Source organism: Kribbella sp. NPDC051718, from assembly GCF_040681515.1.
GTDB lineage: Bacteria > Actinomycetota > Actinomycetes > Propionibacteriales > Kribbellaceae > Kribbella.
Genome location: NZ_JBFAYZ010000007.1, coordinates 414,430 through 434,829, shown reverse-complemented (window position 1 = coordinate 434,829; position 20,400 = coordinate 414,430). Strand labels below are relative to the sequence as shown.

Annotated in this window: 16 protein-coding genes; 11 read left to right on the top strand and 5 right to left on the bottom strand. The window is 69.1% G+C overall.

The window, feature by feature from the left end; translation table 11 throughout:
- Positions 1 to 25 precede the first annotated feature (25 nt).
- The 8 genes from AB0M15_RS27350 to AB0M15_RS27315 all read left to right on the top strand — a co-directional run bounded on the left by AB0M15_RS27350 (position 26) and on the right by AB0M15_RS27315 (position 10,095).
- Positions 26 to 778 carry a beta-phosphoglucomutase family hydrolase gene (locus AB0M15_RS27350; protein ID WP_363824303.1) on the top strand — a complete coding sequence of 251 codons (753 nt, stop codon included), beginning with the start codon at positions 26 to 28 and terminating at the stop codon, positions 776 to 778.
- Entirely contained in the window at positions 775 to 3,159 is a 2,385-nt protein-coding gene (locus AB0M15_RS27345; protein WP_363824302.1) for a glycoside hydrolase family 65 protein, read from the top strand. Before AB0M15_RS27350 ends, AB0M15_RS27345 begins: the two co-directional genes overlap by 4 nt.
- A 92-nt stretch (positions 3,160 to 3,251) precedes the next feature.
- Positions 3,252 to 3,728 carry an alpha/beta hydrolase gene (locus AB0M15_RS27340; RefSeq protein WP_363824301.1) on the top strand — a complete coding sequence of 159 codons (477 nt, stop codon included), beginning with the start codon at positions 3,252 to 3,254 and terminating at the stop codon, positions 3,726 to 3,728.
- Between the two features lie 70 nt (positions 3,729 to 3,798).
- Positions 3,799 to 4,491 carry a response regulator transcription factor gene (locus AB0M15_RS27335; protein ID WP_363824300.1) on the top strand — a complete coding sequence of 231 codons (693 nt, stop codon included), beginning with the start codon at positions 3,799 to 3,801 and terminating at the stop codon, positions 4,489 to 4,491.
- On the top strand, positions 4,488 to 7,067 hold the full coding sequence (locus AB0M15_RS27330) for a DUF4153 domain-containing protein (protein ID WP_363824299.1): 2,580 nt from the start codon (positions 4,488 to 4,490) through the stop codon (positions 7,065 to 7,067). The genes AB0M15_RS27335 and AB0M15_RS27330 overlap by 4 nt, the downstream gene beginning before the upstream one ends.
- A gap of 69 nt (positions 7,068 to 7,136) precedes the next feature.
- The gene (locus tag AB0M15_RS27325) at positions 7,137 to 8,072 is read left to right on the top strand and encodes a hypothetical protein (protein ID WP_363824298.1); all 936 of its coding nucleotides are present in this window, start codon (positions 7,137 to 7,139) and stop codon (positions 8,070 to 8,072) included.
- Between the two features lie 70 nt (positions 8,073 to 8,142).
- Positions 8,143 to 8,712: a class I SAM-dependent methyltransferase gene (locus tag AB0M15_RS27320; RefSeq protein WP_363824297.1), complete on the top strand. Its 570-nt coding sequence runs from the start codon at positions 8,143 to 8,145 to the stop codon at positions 8,710 to 8,712.
- Positions 8,713 to 8,736: 24 nt separating this feature from the next.
- Positions 8,737 to 10,095, top strand: a complete 1,359-nt coding sequence (locus AB0M15_RS27315; RefSeq protein WP_363824296.1) for an NAD(P)/FAD-dependent oxidoreductase — start codon at positions 8,737 to 8,739, stop codon at positions 10,093 to 10,095.
- A gap of 1 nt (position 10,096) precedes the next feature.
- Here AB0M15_RS27315 and AB0M15_RS27310 read toward each other — a convergent pair whose 3' ends face one another.
- Positions 10,097 to 12,091 (bottom strand): hypothetical protein, encoded by a 1,995-nt coding sequence (locus AB0M15_RS27310; RefSeq protein ID WP_363824295.1) that lies wholly within the window; start codon positions 12,089 to 12,091, stop codon positions 10,097 to 10,099.
- Positions 12,092 to 12,094: 3 nt separating this feature from the next.
- Entirely contained in the window at positions 12,095 to 12,928 is an 834-nt protein-coding gene (locus tag AB0M15_RS27305; protein WP_363824294.1) for a class I SAM-dependent methyltransferase, read from the bottom strand.
- A gap of 155 nt (positions 12,929 to 13,083) precedes the next feature.
- Here AB0M15_RS27305 and AB0M15_RS27300 point away from each other — a divergent pair, with 155 nt between their 5' ends.
- Positions 13,084 to 14,499: an AMP-binding protein gene (locus AB0M15_RS27300; RefSeq protein WP_363824293.1), complete on the top strand. Its 1,416-nt coding sequence runs from the start codon at positions 13,084 to 13,086 to the stop codon at positions 14,497 to 14,499.
- A complete protein-coding gene (locus AB0M15_RS27295) occupies positions 14,496 to 15,746 on the top strand; it encodes a cytochrome P450 (protein ID WP_363824292.1) in 1,251 nt (416 codons plus the stop codon). Before AB0M15_RS27300 ends, AB0M15_RS27295 begins: the two co-directional genes overlap by 4 nt.
- Here AB0M15_RS27295 and AB0M15_RS27290 read toward each other — a convergent pair.
- From AB0M15_RS27290 to AB0M15_RS27280, 3 genes are read right to left on the bottom strand one after another with little or no spacing between them, the layout of a single operon-like run.
- Entirely contained in the window at positions 15,734 to 15,949 is a 216-nt protein-coding gene (locus tag AB0M15_RS27290) for an acyl carrier protein (RefSeq protein ID WP_363824291.1), read from the bottom strand. The two genes, AB0M15_RS27295 and AB0M15_RS27290, sit on opposite strands and share 13 nt — an antisense overlap.
- A complete protein-coding gene (locus AB0M15_RS27285) occupies positions 15,949 to 17,040 on the bottom strand; it encodes an SDR family oxidoreductase (RefSeq protein ID WP_363824290.1) in 1,092 nt (363 codons plus the stop codon). The genes AB0M15_RS27290 and AB0M15_RS27285 overlap by 1 nt, the downstream gene beginning before the upstream one ends.
- A complete protein-coding gene (locus AB0M15_RS27280; protein WP_363824289.1) occupies positions 17,037 to 18,914 on the bottom strand; it encodes an AMP-binding protein in 1,878 nt (625 codons plus the stop codon). The genes AB0M15_RS27285 and AB0M15_RS27280 overlap by 4 nt, the downstream gene beginning before the upstream one ends.
- A gap of 148 nt (positions 18,915 to 19,062) precedes the next feature.
- Here AB0M15_RS27280 and AB0M15_RS27275 point away from each other — a divergent pair, with 148 nt between their 5' ends.
- Positions 19,063 to 20,394 (top strand): condensation domain-containing protein, encoded by a 1,332-nt coding sequence (locus tag AB0M15_RS27275; protein WP_363824288.1) that lies wholly within the window; start codon positions 19,063 to 19,065, stop codon positions 20,392 to 20,394.
- Positions 20,395 to 20,400 lie beyond the last annotated feature (6 nt).

Sequence of the window (20,400 nt, the reverse complement as noted above, 5' to 3'; positions counted from 1 at the left end):
CACGTCACCGACCGGAAGGCGAGCGATGTTGGGGTTGCCGGGGCAGATCACCGTCTGCCTGTTCGATCTCGATGGGGTGCTGACCGATACCGCGGCGGTGCACGCGGCGGCGTGGAAGGAGATGTTCGACGACTTCCTCCGTGCCCACGCCGAGCAGGCGGGCATACCGTTCGTCCCCTTCGACGCCCATCATGAGTACGACGCGCACGTGGACGGCAAGCCGCGGGCCGACGGCGTCCGCGACTTCCTGGCCTCGCGCGGCATCACGCTGCCCGAGGGCGACCCGGACGATCCGCCGGGCAAGCAGACGATCAACGGGCTCGGCAACCAGAAGAACGTCGCCGTCCTGCGCCGCATCCACGACGACGGTGTCCGGGTCTTCGAAGGCTCCCGGCGCTATCTCGAGGCAGCCAAGCAGGCCGGCCTCCGCCGCGTGGTGGTGTCGTCGAGCGCGAACACCCAGCAGGTGCTCGAAGTGACCGGGCTCGCGCCGCTGGTCGAGCACCGGATCGATGGAGTGACCATCCGCGAGACAGGCTTGAAGGGCAAGCCCGCGCCGGACACCTTCCTGGCCGGAGCGAAGTGGTGCGGGGTCGAGCCGTCCGAGGCCGTCGTCTTCGAGGACGCACTGGCCGGAGTACAGGCCGGCCGGGCCGGAAAGTTCGGCTATGTGGTCGGGGTGGATCGGGTCGGGCAGGCCGACCAGCTGAAGCACGACGGCGCCGACGTCGTCGTGAAGGATCTGGCCGAGTTGCTCGATGCAGGAGAGACCCGATGATCGACCGCGGACCACACCCGATCGAGCCCTGGCAACTGCGCGAGACCGAACTGCCGCTGGACAAGCTGGCTCAGGCGGAGTCGCTGTTCGCGCTCTCCAACGGGCACATCGGCCTGCGCGGCAACCTCGACGAGGGCGAGCCGTACGCGATCCCCGGCACCTACCTGAACTCCTTCTACGAGCAGCGACCGCTCCCGTACGCCGAAGCCGGCTACGGCTACCCCGAGTCCGGCCAGACCCTGGTCGACGTCACCAACGGCAAGCTGATCCGGCTGCTCGTCGACGACTCGCCGCTGGACGTCCGGTACGGCGAACTGCACTCGCACGAGCGCCGGCTCGACTTCCGCACCGGCATCCTCACCCGCGAACTCGACTGGAGCTCACCGGCCGGCAAGCGGATCAAGGTGACCTCGCGGCGAATGGTCTCGCTGACCCAGCGTGCGGTCGCGGCGATCGAGTACGTCGTGGAAGCGGTCGACCAGCCGGTCCGTTTCGTCGTCCAGTCGGAGTTGGTCGCGAACGAGACCCAGCCCAAGCTGTCCAACGATCCCCGCGTCTCGGCCGTCCTGGAGAACCCGCTGCAAGCGGTCTCGCAGGACAGCGACGACGAGGAGGTGATCCTGGTCCACCGGACCCGTTCCAGTGGCCAGTTGATGGCCGCGGGCATGACCCACACGGTCGAGTGCCCGGCCCGGGCCGAGGTGGATGTCGACGTCCGCGCCGACTGGGGCCGGACCACGGTGGTGGCCGAGTTGAAGCCGGGGGAGTCCATCCGGGTGGTGAAGTTCCTCGCCTACGGCTGGTCGAGTCTGCGGTCGGAGACGGCGATCACCGACCAGGTGTCGGCGGCGTTGGTGGGCGCGAAGTTCTCCGGCTGGGACGGCCTGGTCGCGCAGCAGAAGGTTTTCCTGGACGACTTCTGGGACGCGGCCGATGTCGAGGTCGAGGGCAACCCTGAGCTGCAGCAGGCGGTCCGGTTCGCCTTGTTCCACGTGCTGCAATCCGGCGCGCGGGCCGAGCGGCGGGCCATTCCGTCGAAGGGCCTGACCGGCGCCGGCTACGACGGGCACACCTTCTGGGACACCGAAGGCTTCGTACTGCCCGTACTGATCTTCACCATGCCCGACGCGGCCGGCGATGCCCTGCGCTGGCGGCACAGCACCCTCCAGATGGCGAAGGAGCGCGCCGAGGTGCTCGGGCTGCGCGGTGCCGCGTTCCCGTGGCGCACGATCCGGGGCCAGGAGTGCTCGAGCTACTGGCCGGCCGGTACTGCCGCCTTCCACCTCAACGCAGACATCGCCGCCGCGGTGGACAGCTATCACCTCGCCACCGGTGACGACACCTTCATCAAGGACTGCGGCCTGGAGCTGCTCGTCGAGACCGCCCGGCTGTGGATGTCGCTCGGCCATCACGACCGGCACGGCAAGTGGCACCTGCCCGGCGTGACCGGCCCCGACGAGTACAGCGCCGTTGCCGACGACAACGTCTTCACCAACCTGATGGCCGCGCGCAACCTCCGGATCGCGGCCTCCTTCGTCACCCGGTTCCCCGACGACGCCCGCCGGCTCGGCGTGGACACCGAGGAAGAGGCCACCTGGCGGGATGCCGCGGCCGCCGTCTACATCCCGTACGACGAAGAGCTCGGCGTGCACCCGCAGTCGGAGGGCTTCACCGACTATGCGCTGTGGGACTTCGAAGGCTACAAGGACAAGTACCCGCTGTTGCTGCACGCCCCGTACTTCGAGCTGTACCGCAAGCAGGTCGTCAAGCAGGCGGACCTGACGCTGGCGATGTTCTGGTGTGGCGAGGAGTTCACGCCGGAGCAGAAGGCGCGCAACGTCGACTACTACGAGCGGATCACGGTCCGGGACTCGTCGCTGTCGGCCTGCGTGCAAGCGGTGACGGCGGCCGAGGTCGGCCATCTCGACCTTGCCTACGACTACGCGTACGAGGCTGCCCTGATCGACTTGCTCGATCTGCACCACAACACCGGCGACGGGCTGCACATGGCGTCGCTCGCCGGTGCGTGGACCGCCCTCGTCGCCGGCTTCGGTGGCCTGCGGGCGCGCGATTCCGGGCTCTCCTTCGAGCCGGTACTTCCGACCGGGCTGAACAAGCTGGCCTTCACCGTCCGCTGGCAAGGCGTCCGGTTGCGGGTGGAGATCCGCCAGGAGCAGGTCACCTACACCGTCCACGACGGCCCGGACGCGAGCCTCGCGGTTTTCCATGCGGGGGAGGAGATCCACGTGGCTGCCGGCAAGCCGGTGACCCGTCCCGTCCATGTCCGCAAACCATTGCTGCCCCGGCCGAGTCAGCCGGTCGGCCGCGAGCCGATGTCAGCTCTGGGCAACACCACGTCCACTCGCCACCCACGCAGTTAGCTGGCGCCCGCCCGTCACAGGGCGAGGGTCCACGCTGTCTTAGCTGGTGGGCCGGGACTCGCCGGCCGCCGCAGCCAGAGAAGGCAACAGACATGAGTGAGCAGAAGCCGGTCGTCGTACTCGTCCACGGCGCGTTCGCCGAGTCGGCGAGCTGGAACGGCGTGATCCAGCAGTTGCAGGCGCAGTCGATCGAGGCGCTCAACGCCTACCCGGTGGCCACCGGTGGCAACGAGTTGGCCATCAGGCCGGAGCTGTTCCATCACCAGTTCTGCGCGGACGTGTCCGTCGAGCAGGCCGCGCTGATGGCTGCCACTCAGCGCCCGGTCACCCAGACCGCGCTCACCGATGCCCTGCCGACCGAGAAGCCGGCCTGGACCACCATCCCCTCGTGGTTCGTGATCAGTGACCAGGACCTGAACATCCCGGTCGCGGCGCATCGGTACTTCGCCGAGCGGGCCGGCTCCCGCGGTACCCGTGAGGTCGCCGGTGGGTCGCACGCGTTGAGCGTCTCCCAGCCGGCCGCGGTCGCCGCGACGATCCTCGAGGCGGTCGCCGCCGTCGCGGGCTGAGGCGGGACCTGCACAAAACCTTCACGAGTCGTCCGCCATTCCCGACCGTGCGGACTCCTAGTCTCAAGCTATGTCAGTCAGCGCAGGGGCCAGGATCCTCGTGGTCGAGGACGAGCCGGTGATCAACCAGGCGGTCACCGATCGGTTGCGCGGCCACGGGTACGAGGTCGTCCAGGCCTGGGACGGGCCTGGTGCCGTCTCGCAGTTCACCGAGACGGCACCGGACTTGGTTCTGCTCGACGTGATGCTGCCCGGGTTCGACGGTCATGAGGTGTGCCGGCGGATCCAGGCCGCGCGGCCGGTACCGGTGCTGATGCTGACCGCTCGCGACGACGAAGCGGACATCCTGGTCGGCCTTGGCGTCGGCGCCGACGACTACCTCACCAAACCGTTCCGGATGCGGGAACTCGTGGCCCGCGTCGGTGCACTGCTTCGCCGTGTTGACCGGGCGGCTGAATTGGCCACGCGCTCGACAACCACTGACCTGGGCGACCTACGCATTGATGCGGCGTCCCGGCGGGTTTGGGTCGCGGAGAGCGAAGTACATCTGACGCCCACCGAGTTCGACCTGTTGCTCTGCTTGGCCGCCAGTCCTGGCGTAGTACTGACCAGAGAGAACCTGTACGCCGAAGTCTGGGGCTGGCCGGGAGCATCCGGCACCCGCACGGTCGACAGCCATGTGAAGGCGCTCCGCTCGAAGACCGGCGCCGACCGGGTCCGTACCGTGCATGGCGTCGGCTACGCGTTGGAGCCGAGCGCATGAGCTCTCCGATCCTCAACCAGGTCACCTCGGTCAAGGTCAAGCTCGGGCTACTCGTCGCGGTCAGTGTCACCGTGGCGTCGATCCTCGCGGCGACCGGTGCTGTCGGCAGCGTGCCCTTCTGGCTCACCGTCCCGGTGACGGTCGCTCTCGCGCTCGGCGTGACTCAGTTGCTGGCCGTTGGGATGACGTCGCCGCTGCGTGAGATGACCGCGGCGGCCCGGGGGATGGCTCGCGGTGACTACTCCGCTCGGGTGACGGCGACTTCGAGCGATGAAGTAGGGGAGTTGGCTCGGGCGTTCAACCGGATGGCCGAGGATCTCGCAGCCGTCGACCGCCAGCGGCGCGAACTGGTGGCCAATGTGAGTCACGAACTCCGTACTCCGCTCGCGGCGTTGTGCGCGGTCCTCGAGAACCTCGTCGATGGGGTGGCTGAGCCGGATCCCGTTGCCCTTCGTACTGCGCTCGACCAGGCCGAGCGGCTGGCCGCGCTCGCCTCCGATCTGCTCGACCTCGCCCGGGTCGACGCCGGGAAGGCCAAGCTGTCGACCACTGAGGTGGAGGTGCGTTCGCTGCTGGAGCAGGCGGTGGCCGAGGCGAAGGTGTCGGGTCGCGAGGTCCGGTACGAGGTCGAGGTCACGCCGACGTGGCTCACAGTGCCGGCCGATCTGTCCCGGCTGCATCAACTGGTCGCGAACCTGCTCGACAACGCGTCCCGGCACAGCCCGGCCGGTGGGGTCGTCCGGCTGATGGCGCTCGCGACTGCCGACGGCTGGCGGTTGGAGGTCACCGACGAAGGACCGGGGATCCCGGTCGCCGATCGGGACCGCGTCTTCGAGCGCTTCGGCACGCTGGCCGAGACCGAGGGCGGCGGTGGTACCGGCCTCGGCCTCGCCATCGCCCGCTGGGTCACCGACCTCCACGGCGGCACCATCCACTTCGTCGAACCAGAACCAGACGCCCCCGGCGCCCGGGTCCGCGTCGACCTCCCACGGCAACCCCGTCAGCTGCCCACCGCCACGCACTTGCCCGCCAAGCTGCCCGAGCAGGCCAAGGAGCCCGCCATGTCCCAACCCGTTACCCCGGCACCGCCGACACTGCCCGCACCCGCCAGGCCCAGCGGGCCCGAGTCGCCGATGGACGCTTTGTTCGGGAAGTTCTGGCCTGATGCGCGGGTGCCCGGCAACGTGCGGGCCGTGCTCTACAGCCTCGCGGCGGGGCTGCTGGCCGGGATCATCCTGCCGTTCCGCGACATGGGCATCGGCTATGCCATCGTCATCCTCGCCGCCGGCGGCGTGATCCTGACCTTCAGCGCCAACCGCCGATCCCGCTTCACCCAGGCCTGTGCGGCGCTGTGCGTCCTCCTGGCGACGACCACCGTCGTCCGCGACGCCGAGTGGATCGCGGTCCTGTCCATCCTCGCCAGCGGCGTGCTCTGCGTGGTCGGGCTCGTCAACGGCCGGACCGTGCCCGCCTTCATCCTTTCCGGTATCTCCTTGCCGCTCGCCGGACTGCGCGGTCTGCCCTGGCTCGGCCGTTCGCTGCAAGCCGTAACCAGCGTGCGGAAGAGCGCGGCTGCGGTTCGTACGGTCATCTGGTCCGTCCTGGGCGTCCTCGTCTTCGGCCTGCTGTTCGCCTCCGCCGATGCGCTCTTCAAGAAATGGGCCGGCGCGATCGTCCCCGACCTGAACCTCGATTCCTTCGTCCTGCGGGCTTTCCTGACCGTCTTCATCGGTGGCATCGTGCTGGCCGCCACCTACCTCGGCCTGAACCCGCCGAACGTCGAGACCGGCAACGACCCGGTACGTCCGGTCGCCCGGCGCTACGAGTGGCTGGCCCCGGTACTGCTCGTGGACGCCGTCTTCCTCGTCTTCCTCATCGCCCAGGCGACGGCCAGCTTCGGCGGGCACGAGTACGTCGAGCGGATCACCGGCCTCACCTACGCGGAGTACGTCCACCAGGGCTTTGGCCAGCTCACCGTCGCCACCGCCCTCACCCTGCTCGTGGTCTGGGCAGCCGCCCGCAAAGCACCGCGTACTACGCCCGCCGACGTCGCCTGGTTGCGCGGCTCACTCGGCGTACTGTGCGTGCTGACCTTGGTGGTCGTCGCCTCCGCGCTCTACCGCATGCACCTGTACCAAGAGGCGTACGGCTTCACCCAACTGCGCTTGCTGGTGGACGTCTTCGAGGGCTGGCTCGGCCTGCTGGTGGTCGGCGTCATCGTCACCGGCATCACGCTCAAGGCGACGTGGCTGCCGCGAGCCGCCCTGCTCAGCGGCGCGGCGCTGCTACTCGGCCTGGGCGCGATCAACCCCGACGCATGGATCGCGCAACACAACGTCGACCGCTACACCACCACCGGCAAGGTCGACTGGATCTTCCTGCAGGGCCTCTCCGACGACGCCGTACCTGTCCTCGCCAAACTCCCCGAACAGGCCGCCAACTGCGCGCTGAAGGGCCATGATCCGAGCGACGACGACTGGCTCGAATTCAACTTCGGCCGCCACCGCGCCAAGCCCCTACTCAACTCCCACCCCGACCGCACCACCGCAGTCTGCCCCACCACCACCCCAGGCTGAGGGACTTTCGTCGACGGGCCCGAGACCGAAGATGCGTCACGGCGGGCCCTCCGATGGTTCACTCGCCTCATGGGACGGGTGGCGCGGGTGGTCAAGTCGCCCGCGCTGGCGATCCTGCTGATCGCGCCGTTCTTCGGCGAGACGTTCTCGACGGCGACCGCACCACTCGACCTGTTGCTCCCGTGGCGGCTGCCGATCATGGTCGGCCTGTACGGCTGCGGAGCGCTGATCTGCCGGGAGATCGCCCGGCGGTACCGATTCGGCCTGCTCGGATTGTGTCTGCTCGGTGCGGCGTACGGGGTCTATGAGGAAGGGCTGATCGACCGCTTCTGGTTCGACCCGAAGTTCTGGGCCGACACGAAGGTGGGCGACTACAGCGAGGTCTGGCACACGAATCTGCTGCTGGCGACCCACCTGACCGCCTTCCACACGGCGATAAGCATCTGCGCCTCGATCCTGGTGGTCGAGCGCCTGTTCCCCACCTACCGGGATCGTGCCTGGGCGGGCCGACGCGGCCTTCCGATCGCGGCGGTGGCGTTCCTCATCCTCGTACCGCTCGGATCGGCCGACTTCTACGTGCCCCCGATCCCGGTGCTGATCGCCGCCGGAGCCCTGTGCGTCCTGCTGGTGATCTGCGCCTTCCTCGCACCGCGCCGGCCGCCGACCGTCGAGGCAGCCCGCCGACGAGGCCTCGCCTGGATCGCCTTCGTCGCCGCCGCGACCCATTTCATCCTGGTCTACGCGATCCCCTCGACGAACCTGCCCTGGCCGATCGGCATCCTGATCTCGCTGCTCCCGATCGCCGTGGCGATTCTCCTCGTACGCCGGTACGCGAGCGGCGGACTCCACGGCCGCGACGCACTCCGCGTCATCACCGGGATGATCGCCTTCTTCCTCCTGCTCGACTTCGTGATCGGACTCGGTGGCCGGTACGACCTCAGCGCCGGCGCCATCGCGACGGCGTTCGGCCTGCGTCGGCTGCACACCAGAACTCCCGCGAGCTGAGCTGTCACACGCCGACGGGCTGCTCTGTCTTTAGTGCTGACCTGGTGTTTGGATCAGACGGGAGCGTGCCGTGACAGTGGCGGCGATGGTTGCCGAGTTCGACGATGTCGCGGGGTGGACTGCCGACGCCGTCGAGGAGCTCGGCATCCGGTATGCGATCCCGGCTGCTTGCCGGGGCAGTGCCAGTCCCGCGGCACTGGCTTGGCTGGCCGAGGCGTGCGAGTTGTCGGCCGGCACCCGGCTGCTCGACGTCGGCGCGGGAGCCGGTGGGCCGGCTGCTTGGGCCGCTGAGCGGTTCGGAGTACGGCCGATCTTGTTGGAGCCGATGCAGGCTGCCGGCCGGGCTGCGGCGCGGCTCTTCGGGTTGCCCGTACTGGCTGCCGACGGAACCCGGATTCCGCTCCGCACAGGCTCCGTCGACGCCGCATGGTGTCTCGGAGTGCTGTGCACGGTCGAGGACAAGGCCGCTCTGCTCAGCGAGATCCATCGCGTACTGACGCCGGGCGCCTCCCTCGCTCGACCGCGTCGTAGAACTGCCCAGCCCGGCAAGGCGAACGGCTCACCCGCCTGTTCGCCAGTGATCAAGTCTCGACCGCTTGCGATGTCACATCCAGGAGGGCTATCTGGTCTTATCTTGTGAGAGACCTAGAGAGCTGAGGACATCGTGCGGACGATCCTGGTGGTTGGTGGCGGGTACGCCGGCTTCTACACGGCCTGGCGGCTGGAGAAGAAGTTGCGGCGGGGCGAGGCGCAGATCGTGCTGGTCGATCCCCGCCCGTACATGACGTACCAGCCGTTCCTGCCCGAGGTGGTGGCCGGGTCGATCGAGGCCCGGCACGCGGCCGTCTCGCTGCGGCGGCACCTCAAGAAGACCCGGATCCTGGCCGGTACGGTCACCGCGATCTGCCATCGGCACAAGACGGTGACCGTCCGGCCGTCGCTCGGGCCCGACCTGGAGGTGGGCTACGACATCATCGTGGTCACTGCGGGTGCGGTGACCCGCAAGCTGGCGATCCCCGGCGTCGCCGAGCAGGCGATCGGCATGAAGCACGTCGAGGAAGCGGTCGCGATCCGGGACCGGTTGCTCACTGCCTTCGACCAGGCGGCCGCCCTCGAGCCCGGCCCGCTCCGCCAGCGGCTGCTCACCACGACCTTCGTCGGCGGCGGCTTCTCCGGTGTCGAGGGCTTCGGCGAGCTGCTGTCGCTGGCGACTTCGCTGCTGAAGTCCTACCCGCAGCTGGACGCGAGCGAGCTGCAGTTCCACCTCGTCGAGGCGGCGGGCCGGATCCTGCCCGAGGTCACCGATGTGCCCGGCCAGTGGGTGGTGCGGTCACTGGAGAAGCGTGGCGGACACGTCCACCTGAACAGCCAGGTGTTGTCGGCGACCGACGGCCACGTGGTGCTGTCGACCGGCGAGGAGTTCGACACCGAGCTGATGGTGTGGACGGCCGGCAATGCCGCGAACCCGATGGTCCGCAGCCACACCGACCTGCCGATCGATCCGCGGGGGCTGCTGAGCGTGCGCGCCGACCTCCGCGTCGGTACGGCGGCCGAGGTGGTCCCCGATGCGTGGGGCGCCGGTGACGATGCGGCGGTTCCCGACCTCGCTTCCGGCGTCCCCGGCGCCCTCACGGTGCCGAACGCGCAACACGCGGTCCGGCAGGGCAAGCTGCTGGCCAAGAACATCATCGCCGTACTCCGGGGCCGCGAGCCCAAGAACTACGTCCACCACAGCCTCGGCTCGGTCGCGACGCTCGGGCTCTATCGCGGGATCTTCCAGTACCGCCGCATCGTCATCAAGGGCCTGCCCGCCTGGCTGATGCACCGCGGCTACCACGTCCTGGCCGTCCCGACCTGGGAACGCAAGATCCGGGTCCTGTCGATCTGGATCACCGGCTTCTTCTTCGGCCGGGACATCGTCTCGCTCGCCTCGGTCCAGCACCCGCGCGACGCGTTCCTGGCCGAGGACCTGCCGGGCAAGGCGGCTGAGCGCAGTACGGCGAAGAGCACTCAGACCGGTTGAGTCATCTGGTTCTGAGCCGGGTTGCCGTGAGGAGGTCGAAGCGGCCGTCGGTGACGGCGGTCGCCGGCACCATGGCGAACGGCTGCGAATCGCCGAGCAGCGGTGTGTGGAGTGGTACGAAGCCTTGGTCGAGCAAGGCCACGTGGAAGTCGGCGGTCACGATGCCGCGGGCGTCGATGACTCCGGTCGCGTGGCCCGGCCCGACCGACCGGCCACTCAGCGGACCGAAAGCGGCTCGCCCAGGACGTGGTCGCTGGGTGATTCTGAGCGCCCCCGGTACGAGGTTGTCCACATAGTCGTACTCCGCGTCCGCCACGGACATGCTGAGGTACTCGAGGGCATCCGTCCAAGCGGCCAGCAGCACTCCCCGCCGCGCGGACCGCACGTCGGAAGGCACGGACGGGCCGAGGTCGTACAGCTCGGCCAGCACCCGCTGTGACCAGCGTGGATCGGGCTCGCCCGGGATCGGCACCGAGAACACCAGCGACCGGAACAGCGGGACGAGGTTCTGCGACGGGTCGAGCGCTGCCGCCCGATGCAGCGTGTCGATCGGCTCGTCGGTGACGTCCAGCCCGTCGAAGCGGGCGCGGTAGGCCTCGCGGTTGTCCCTTGCCAGTTTCGCGTGCCCCGTCAGCACGTGGGGTTCGTAGGTCCAGCCGGCCAACTCGTCGATGTCGCGGAACCGGAGGAAGTCGGCGCCGACGGCATCGGCGTACCGGCGGAGCGTTCGCACCCCATCGGCGAAGGGAGCGTCCGGATGGGGGCGGTAGTGCTCGCCGTCGTTGATCAGGTGGAAGTCCTGGACCCCCGGCGGGTAGACGGCCCGCAGTGTCGTGACCAGCTCGACGATCCGGACGATCATCGCGAGCTCGGTCAGGTCGGGCAGCGGGCCGGCAGCCTTCAGCCGGTTGTGCCAGTGTTTGACGGCGAACAGGAGCTTGCTCAGGCGCAGCGGCTGCCCGCGTTCGACGGTGACCGCGAGGTCGCGACAGATGTCCGCCGGGCGGTAGTTCGCCCGCGAACCGGCCCGGAACGGTCGCCGCTGGAGTACTTCGTAGATCCGCTCGAGTGGATCTGTTGTTGTCCGGAGGACCTTCTGGGCGTGGGCGGCGGCGGCCTTGTGCGCCTCGCTGACGAGCCGATCAATGAGTTCGTCGGTCTCCTGGGCGGACAGGTGGACGCCGTGGCGGGCGGCGAGCGGGGCCGGGCGCAGATCGCCGAGGCGCAGCGCGGACAGCGTTGTCTGGTGGGAGGTCGCTGGTTCGTCGCCCCAGTTGTGTGGAGCGCGGTCGAGGCTCTGGCCGGGCAGCTCGGCAACAGCCCGGCAGGTTGACTCCGGACCGACCAGGCGGCCGCCGAGATGGAAGAGCTCAGTCTCGAAACGGGCCCAGCCGGGTGGCCGCGTGCCGACGTAGCGGACGACCGAGGCAGGAAGGTCGGCGCCCCGCCATCGCGCTGCTTGCTGCTTGCTGACCAGCTCGGCGACGGCATCGGTGGCTTGCTGGTCGGCGGCCGGTGCGGTGTGGACATAGTCGGCCCAGCGCTTGTCGGCGCCGAGCAGCTTGGCGATCTCCGGCTGCAGGAATCGCAGCTCGGCGCGGATCACCTCGGCGATGTCCGTCCCGAAGAGGTCGGCCAGCACCTCGACAGCGGTCGGTCCGTTGGTAGTCAGCCTGCTCGGCCAGGTGACCAGCACGCGGCCGGTGGGTCGCTGTTCGTCATCGACCTCGAAGTGGTTCTGCGGCGATCCCGCGTCGACCAGGAGCAGGCCGTACTTGTCCAGGCCACGCCGGAACACCCGCAACAACGGCCGGACGAAGTACTCGACCGGGTCGGCGAAGTCCACGCCGCTCAACTGGGCGGGCGACACGGTGGTGCTCGGCTGGGCAGGTGGGAGGACGGTGCCTAGCTGGTGGAGGGGGACCGTGGTGGTGCCGGGTGGGGCGGCGTACAGGCGGAGGATCGGATCGGTGGCGAGCAGTTGGTCGAGGTTCATCGGTCAGTCCGTCGGCCGGCGGCCGATCAGGACCTGGGTCCAGATCGGTTCGACGAAACGCTCGCCGGGCTGGGCCGCGAGCAGTGCCTCCCGCAGTTCGGTGCGGAAGCCGTCGACGCGGTCGCCGAGCGCGGTCGGGGTGAGATCGGGAACGGTCATCAGCAGACCGATCAGCTCGTCGACAGTGTGCGTGCGCTGCCAGTGCAGCTCGTAGCTGTCGACGTCGGCGAACGCGGAGTCTTCGAGGACAGCCCGGTTCTCGCCCCGCTGGAGGGTGTAGGTGCTCTGGTTGTCCGAGGAATCGCCGCGCCAGCGCCGCCGCGACGGCGCCCAGCGCTCCCGCGTCGTGTACGCCGCCTCGGCCCAAGCAGGCCTGTTGGGTGTGTCCCGAGCCAGCCCGCTCATGCTGCCGGTGACGATCGCCACCGCGCCACCTGGATTGATCAGCTCGTCCAGAGTCGCCAGCGTCGCAGGCCGATCCATCCAGTGGAAGGAGGCCGCCATCAGCGCCAGATCGAACGGACCGACCCCCAAGCCGGCCAGCGTCTCCGAGCTGCCCTCGCGCCAGTCGATGCCGTCGACACCCTTCTCGACGGCCAGTGCGTGGCCGGCGGCAAGCATCTCGCGATCGGGGTCGACCGCGGTCACCGTGGCGACATGGTCGGTCAGCCCGAACGTCGCCATCCCCGGCCCGCAGCCGAGATCGAGGGCGGACTGCCGGCCGTCCAGACCGAGCCGGCCGGCCAGCTCGGTGAAGATCGGGGCCGGATACTCGCTGCGGTAGCGGACGTAGTACTCGGCCGCACCGGCGAACAACGGCGGCAAGTTGTTGCTCAAGGCATCGATCCTCACTGTCGTTCTCCCCAGACCGGCAACGCTAGCCGCGAAGGCGGCCAACCGCGCCACCTTTCAGGCCTGCTCGAAAGGTGGCGCGGACTGGCCTTCCGGCGTCGTAGCCTGCGGTCGAGCAGCCCGCGAGTCGAGGGAGACAGATGCAGCCCGCCCCGATCACCATCGGCAGCCGGATCGCGCAACTGGCGGCCGAGCATCCCGACCGGACGGCGGTCGTCAGCGTCCCGCCCAGAGGCGAGCGAGCGTCGCTGACCTGGGCCGAGCTCGATCGGGACACGAACCGCGCCGCCAACGGCCTGGCGACGCTGGGCGTCACGGCGGACAGTACGGTCGCCATCGCGCTGCTGGCCGGGCTCGACCATGTCCGCGCGACCCTTGGCGCGTGGAAGCTCGGCGCGCTGGTGATCCCGATCGACTCCGCCGCTGCCGGCCGTGAGCTGGCGGCGTTCCGGGATGCCATCGGTGAGCACGTCCTGATCGACTCGCTCGACTGGTACGGCGACGATCCGCGGCCGCGCGAGCCGGTCGGCATGCCGCGCTCGGCGTCCCTTACCGGCGGTACGACCGGTCAGCCGCGGGTGATCGTCCGATCGAAGCCCTGGGCGTATGACGAGGGCAACTATCTGTCCGCGAGCGACATCTCGCACGGTGTCCGCGAGGGGCAGGTCCAGCTCGTAGTGCTGCCGATGTACCACGCTGGATTCGGCGCGCTCTACCAAGGACTCGCGCTCGGCCACCAGGTCGTCATCATGGAACGCTTCGTCGGCTCGCTCTGGCCTCGGCTGGTGGCCGAGTACGGCGTCCAGCACGTCCGGATCGTCCCGGCGTACCTGCGGATGCTGCTCGACGTCCCGGGCCTGGCCGACCACGATCTGTCGAGCATCGAGTCGCTCTACCACGGTGCCGGCCCTTGCCCTGAGCACGTGAAGCGGCGCTGGATCGAGCTGCTCGGCCCGGAGCGGGTGTACGAGGACTACGGGAGCCAGGAGCGGATCGGGGCAGTGGCCATCCGGGGTGACGAGTGGCTCGCGCATCCGGGCAGCGTGGGTCGCCCCGCCGAGGGCGCGATCCGGCTGCTCGATGAGTCCGGTGAGCAGGTCGGGCCGGGGGAGATCGGTGAGATCTACTTCCGGGGTGCGCGGCAGCCGCAGTACGTCGGAAGCGGACCGAAGCTGGCCGAGCGCGACGGCCACCTGTCCATCGGCGATCTCGGCCGGCTCGACGCGGACGGCTATCTGTACCTCGTGGACCGGCGGTCCAGCGTTCTCAACGTGGGCGGGCAGAACGTCTACCCGGCCGAGATCGAGGAGGTGCTGGCCGGGCACCCAGCGGTCGCCGACGTCGCTGTCACCGGGGTGCCGCACGAGTACCTCGGCCAGAGCGTGCACGCGCTCGTCGTACCGGCTGCTCCCGTTGAGCTGAGCGAGCTGGCGGACTTCTGCCGGGCGAATCTGACGGCCGGCAAGGTACCGCTGACGTTCGCGCTCGTCGACGAACTGCCACGCCGGACCAGCGGCAAACTTCGCCGTGATCAACTGACAGGACTTCAGCGATGAGCACTCAGTCAGTGGACGAGATCGACCTGGCCTCTTCGGCCTTCTGGCGGTTGCCCGACGCGGAGCGCGACGCGGCGTTCGCAGTACTGCGCTCGGAGCCGGCGCCTCGGTACTTTCCCGGTGGCAGCAAGGTGGAGTGGGGGCTGCCGAGTGGGCAGGGGTTCCACGCGTTGGTCACCCATGCCGATGTCGTCGAGGCGACCCGGCGGCCGGAGGACTTCCAGTCGGGGCAGGGCGCCGTCAGCGTGATGGATCTGCCGGTGGAGTTCAACGAGGCGTTCAGCTCGCTGCTCAGCATGGACGGCGAGCGGCATCGGCGGGTCCGCCGGATCGTCACCCGGGCGTTCGCGCCGCGCACGCTGGCCAAGTTGTCCGGCACGATCGACCAGGTCGCCGCCGAGTTGGTGACGACCGCGGTGCGGCGAGGCTCCGGTGACTTCGTGGCCGAGGTCGCGGCGCCGCTGCCGTTGCGGATCATCTGCTCGATGACGGGGGTGCCGCCCTCGGAGTACGAGTTCGTCTTCAGCCGGTCGAGCCGGATCCTGGGCGCGTTCGATCCGGAGTACGCCGCCGGCCAGCCGGACGTCGCGACGAACATCCTCACCGCGGGTGCCGATCTGATCCAGCTGATCGACGATCTGGTCAAGCAACGGGAGACCGATCCGCGCGACGACCTGGCGACCACGCTGATCCAGGCCGAGATCGACGGCGAACGGCTGACCCGGGCCGAAGTCGCGTCGTTCTTCATCCTCCTGCTGGTCGCCGGCAACGAGACGACCCGGCATGCGATCAGCAACGGACTCCTGCTGCTGCAGGACAATCCGGCCCAGCGCAACGTGCTGCTCGCCGACTACGACCGGTATGGCGGTACGGCGGCCGAGGAGATCGTCCGGCTCACCTCACCGACTGTCTGGATGCGCCGGACGGTCAGCCGCGACTGCGAACTCAACGGCAATCGGTACGCCGAGGGGGACCGGCTGCTGCTCTTCTACTGGTCCGCGAACCGGGACTCGGAGGTGTTCGCCGATCCTGCACGGTTCGATGTGACGCGCGATCCGAATCCGCACGTCGGGTACGGAGCCGGCGGGCCGCATCACTGCCTCGGGGCGTTTCTGGCGCGGATCGAGCTGACCGCGGTGTTCCGCGAGCTGCTCCGGCAGGCGCCCGGGCTCCAGCTCGCCGGCGAGCCGGAGCGGTTGGCGTCGAGTTTCGTCAACGGCTACAAGCGGATCGGCTACCGGGTCTGAGCGGTCACCAGGTCGGTGAACTCTGCTGCGGTGGGGTCCTCGAACAGCTCGTACACGTCCAACTGCACGCCGAACTCGGCCTCGACCCGGGCGAGGATCCGGAAGGCGGCGAGTGAGTTGCCGCCGGCGTCGAAGAAGGTGGTCGACGGCTCGCAGTCGACGCCGAGTACCTCCGACCAGATCTGTCGGACCTGAGCTTCCATCAGCTGGCTCTCTTCGGGTCGAGGAGGGTTTGGGCGTAGCTGCCGACGAGGCGGTCGAGGACGTCGTCGGTGACGGTCGGCGGGTCGTCGATGCCGAGTGCGGGCAGGTTGTCGCGGCGGAACCTGATCGATCGCGAGATGTACTTGCCGGTGTAGGTCATTCGCGCCTCCAGCACGCGTTCGAGCTGGTTCAGCGGTGTGGCCGCCACCTCGTCTTGTGGGGCGATTCGCAGGTCCACCGGGAGGTGGGCGCTGATCATCTCGGCGACCTTCGCGGCGGTCACCGAGACGCTGTCGACGAGGTGGATGATCGGCTCGTCGAGTTGGCTGAGGTCGCGGGTCGCCAGGTCGATCATCCAGCGGACGCAGGCGTCGACTGGGACCAGGTGGAGTTCGGCGGTGGGGTCGCCGACGACTCGGAGGCTTTCGTTCGGGCGTCGGCGGGTGATGGTGTGGATTGCGCGGATGTAGTCGTAGAGGCCGTAGTCGGTGGCGGCGCGGCCAGTTCGCGAATCGCCGACGATCTGGCCTAGTCGGAGGACGGCACCGGGCGTGTCGGCGTACAGGACCTCTGCTTCGCGCTTGGTGTACTCGTAGTAGTTGCGGAACTCGTGTGGTTCGGCGGAGGGGTGCCAGAGCTCTGGTACTTCGTCGGTCACGAGTCCGCAGCTGTAGGCGGAGCTGACCTGGAAGAACCGCGAGCCTGGTGACGCGTATTTGTGGAAGACGTCGAGGGCCGTCCGGGTGCCGTCGACGTTGACTTGCTGGAGTTCCTCGTGGTTGCCGGGGCGGAAGGTGATGGCCGCTGCCAGATGCCAGTAGTCGCAGGGCTCTGAGAACAACTGCTCCAGGGTTGCCTGGGGCAGGCCGAGGTCCGGCTCGTCCAGCGACCAGCCCAGTACTTCCAGGCGGGTCAGGTCCAGATCGGCGTCCGCTATTGCGGCGGTGCTGATTTGTTGGCGGACGGTCTCGGCCGGTTGCCTGGCGAGGGCAGTGACGTGGTTGCCGTCGGCAAGTAGCCGGTGGATCAGGTTGGCGCCGACGAAGCCGGTGCTGCCGTCGACGATCTGGCGGCGTGCTGTTGTGCTCATCCGCAGTACCGCTGCCAAAGCTCGCGACGTCGTGCCTTGCCGCTCGAGGTGCGCAGGACGAGCCCGCGCGGGCCGGTTTCGATCCGGATGTCGGCGCCGCCGGTCTCGCGGGTGAGCACCGCTTCGGCTGCTGCTCGCTGGTCGTCGGTCAGGGGCTGTTCGCAGACCAGTACGGCGGTCTCGCGACCGGCGGCGATGCCGAGTGCGACGGCGATCCGTCCGGCCGGGATCCCGGTCTCGGTGACGAGGCGCGCTTCGAGTTCCTCGGCGAACAGGTGCCGCCCGCGGACCTTGAGGCTGTCGCCGGTACGACCGACGACGACCAGCTGACCGGCGTACAGGAACCCTGCATCGCCTGTCCTGAGCTGAGTCCCGGCTAAGCGGGTGGCCGAGGTCGAGCCGCCGAGGTGCGCCTGGGTGCTGATCGACGGACCGGACACGGCGACCTCGCCGAGGTGCCCGGGCGGCAGCGGTCGACCCTCATCGTCCAGTACTTCGAGCAGCAGGCTGGGATGTGGTTGTCCGCAGCAGGTGACCCAGCCGGGGCCGGCTGGTACCACTCCCAGCGGCGCCTGCTCAAGCACCGAGACGAGTTGGCCGGGGAGCATCGTCGACCAGTCGGGGCGGATCGCCAGCGGGGTTTCGCCCTGGGTGCCGGTGACTGCCAGGGTCGCTTCGGCCAGGCCGTAGGCGGGGCGGAAGGTGCCCGGTTGGAAGCCGTGTGGTTCGAGCAGAGCCGCGAATCGCTGGAGGACAAGGGGATCCACCCGCTCCGCGCCGACGATGGCGACGCGCCAGTTGCTGAAGTCCAGGTCGGCCAGCGCTTCGGGGCGTACCCGGCTGAGCGTGTAGGCGAACCCGAACGTCGGCGATACCGCGACCGCAGCCCCGTCCGCACCGAGGCAGCGCAACCAGCGGAGGGGATCGCGGATGAACTGGTCGGGGCGCATCGTCCGCAACGGACTCTGGTTGACGATCGGGGTGAGCAGGCAACCGATCAGCCCCATGTCGTGGTGCAGAGGCAGCCAGCTGACCGTCAGCTCGTCCCGGCCGAGTCCCAGCCACCGGCGGATCATCCCGATGTTCGCCCCGAGATTCCCCATCGTCAGCCGCACCCCACGAGGCCGCCCCGAAGACCCAGAGGTGAACTGCAACAACGCAATCGCCTCCGGGTCGGGCTGGTGTGGGGTTGTGCCGGTGGCGTGGGTGTCTTGCAGAGGGGTGACTTTGCAGGGCAGGGCTGCTTTGGTTGCTGCGGTTGTCAGGTGGTCTGTGATGGTGGGGTCGGCGAGGATCAGGCGTGGGGCGGCCAAGGTGAGGAGATGGGCGGCGTGGTCGATGTAGTTGTCGAGGGAGCCGAGGGCTAGTGGGGGAGCGAGTGGTGAGGGGACGGCGCCGGCCGCGAGTACGCCGAAGAAGGCTGTGACGAAATCGTCTACACCGGCCAGGGTCAGCGAGACGACGTCGCCTGGCTCGACGCCTTGCTCGCGGAGCCAGGCTGCGGTGCGCAGTGCGGCGGCGGCCAGGTCGGCGTACGACGCCGTGCGCCACTCGCCGTCGTCGCCGAGCCAGGAGATGCCGGCATCGGTCCGCGGCGAAGCGAGCCACCCGAGCAAAGCACCCGCATCGTCGATCTCGGGGCTGAGTTTGCTGGTGATGAACGTGGTGAGGTCGGCGACCGAGCTGAGGCCGACCAGTTCGGCGTCGGCGAAGGGCTCCAGGTCGAACTCGATCTGGAGGCTGACCAGTAGTTCCATCAGGTGCAGGGAGTCGAAGCCAAGGTCCTCCACCAGCCGGGCGGGGGCCGCCGGGGTGGTCGGGCCGGCGGGGGCGTGGTCGGCGACAAGCTCGGCGACGCGGGCCGCGATGGGCATGCGATCTCCTTCGATCCGGGGGCAACGCGTCGCGACCTTACGCAGGTCAGCGGTTCATCGGGGCAGCCTCTGCATCCTGGTGGAAGTGTCTTGACAGGGTCGGTGGAATTTGGTTTCGTCCGGGGCTGATGCCGACTCGGGAGGGTTTGTGACGCGGGTACCGCTGGCGTTCCCGCAGCACTTGCTGCGCTTCTTCGATGTGTTGCATCCAGGGCAGGCGACCGGTCCGGCCTTCGTGATCAGTGCGGCGTACCGGGTGAGCGGTCCCGTCGACGAGGAGCTGCTGCGGCTCGCGGTCACCGATCTGATCGGCCGCCACGACGCGCTGCGCGCCACCCTGCACGGCGGTGACGGCATGCCCTGGCAGGAGATCCACGAGGCCGGCCCGGGCCGGTTCGAGTCGATCGACCTCAGCGGCGCGGACCCCGACGACTTCCTCGACAGCCTCGACGCCCGCGAGCATCCGGGCGACCAATCACCACTCCTCTGGGTGTACTACGCGAAGCTGTCGCCGACGGACGGGCGGCGGCGCGGAGGCGAGCCGTCGGCGGCGGGCGGTGTGCTGGCGCTTGTCGCGCATCACTCGGCGGCCGACGCATGGTCGATGGATCTGCTCGTCCGCGACCTCGCCACCTGCTACGCGGCCCGCATCGAAGGTCGCCTGGTACAACCTGTTGCCGGCAGCACCTATGCGGACTTCGCCGTCGACGACCAGGCACAGCGCGACAGCCCGCGGTCGGCGCGGGCGCTCGATTACTGGTCGGCCAAGCTGGCCGATGTGGACGTCACCTCGTTGCCGTCCGATCGGCCGCGGGAGGCGAAGGACGACGGGATCCGGGCGCAGCTTCGGTTCGACATCGACAAAACGCTCGCCGTCCGGCTCACGGAGGCAGCGCGCCGGGCGAGGTGCTCACCGTTCATGGTCCACCTGACGGCGTACCTGCTGACCCTGCGCGAGCTGACCGGCGCCACCGATCTCACCGTGCCGACCCTGACCGCCGGCCGCGGCCGACCGGAGCTCGACGAGACGGTCGGCTTCTTCCTGAACGCGCTCCTGCTCCGCACGGATCTCAGTACGTCGACGTCGCCCGGCGAGGCGCTCGCCGAGGTCCGCCGGACGTGTTTGGATGCCTACCGCAACGAACTCCCGATCCTGCGGCTGCTGGAGGAGGTGCCGGACGCCGGCCTGTTGCTGGCAGACGAGTCCTTCGTGCTGATGCCGTTCCAGCACATCCCGCTGGGACGGCGGGAGCCTCGCAAGTTCGGGCCGGCGACCTATGTCTCCTTCGATCGCCGCCCCGGCTCCCGCCCGCACGGCGTGGCGGTGCCGCTGGACGGCCTGTGGACGATCGACGAGCGCCCGGGCGGCCTGCTCACCGGGAAGATCTCCTACACCCCGGCCATGTTCGACGCGTCCACGCTGGAATCCCACGTGGACACGTACCTGCGGCAGCTGCACACGATCGCCACCGGAACGTAAACCGGC

Bases quoted from the DNA above. Each gene is read 5' to 3' on its own strand.
- AB0M15_RS27345 (WP_363824302.1), top strand. From the start codon at position 775: ATGATCGACCGCGGACCACACCCGATCGAGCCCTGGCAACTGCGCGAG.
- AB0M15_RS27285 (WP_363824290.1), bottom strand. From the start codon at position 17,040: ATGAGCACAACAGCACGCCGCCAGATCGTCGACGGCAGCACCGGCTTC.
- AB0M15_RS27335 (WP_363824300.1), top strand. From the start codon at position 3,799: ATGTCAGTCAGCGCAGGGGCCAGGATCCTCGTGGTCGAGGACGAGCCG.
- AB0M15_RS27325 (WP_363824298.1), top strand. From the start codon at position 7,137: ATGGGACGGGTGGCGCGGGTGGTCAAGTCGCCCGCGCTGGCGATCCTG.
- AB0M15_RS27290 (WP_363824291.1), bottom strand. From the start codon at position 15,949: ATGGAAGCTCAGGTCCGACAGATCTGGTCGGAGGTACTCGGCGTCGAC.
- AB0M15_RS27295 (WP_363824292.1), top strand. From the start codon at position 14,496: ATGAGCACTCAGTCAGTGGACGAGATCGACCTGGCCTCTTCGGCCTTC.
- AB0M15_RS27280 (WP_363824289.1), bottom strand. From the start codon at position 18,914: ATGCCCATCGCGGCCCGCGTCGCCGAGCTTGTCGCCGACCACGCCCCC.
- AB0M15_RS27330 (WP_363824299.1), top strand. From the start codon at position 4,488: ATGAGCTCTCCGATCCTCAACCAGGTCACCTCGGTCAAGGTCAAGCTC.
- AB0M15_RS27300 (WP_363824293.1), top strand. From the start codon at position 13,084: ATGCAGCCCGCCCCGATCACCATCGGCAGCCGGATCGCGCAACTGGCG.
- AB0M15_RS27350 (WP_363824303.1), top strand. From the start codon at position 26: ATGTTGGGGTTGCCGGGGCAGATCACCGTCTGCCTGTTCGATCTCGAT.
- AB0M15_RS27340 (WP_363824301.1), top strand. From the start codon at position 3,252: ATGAGTGAGCAGAAGCCGGTCGTCGTACTCGTCCACGGCGCGTTCGCC.
- AB0M15_RS27310 (WP_363824295.1), bottom strand. From the start codon at position 12,091: ATGAACCTCGACCAACTGCTCGCCACCGATCCGATCCTCCGCCTGTAC.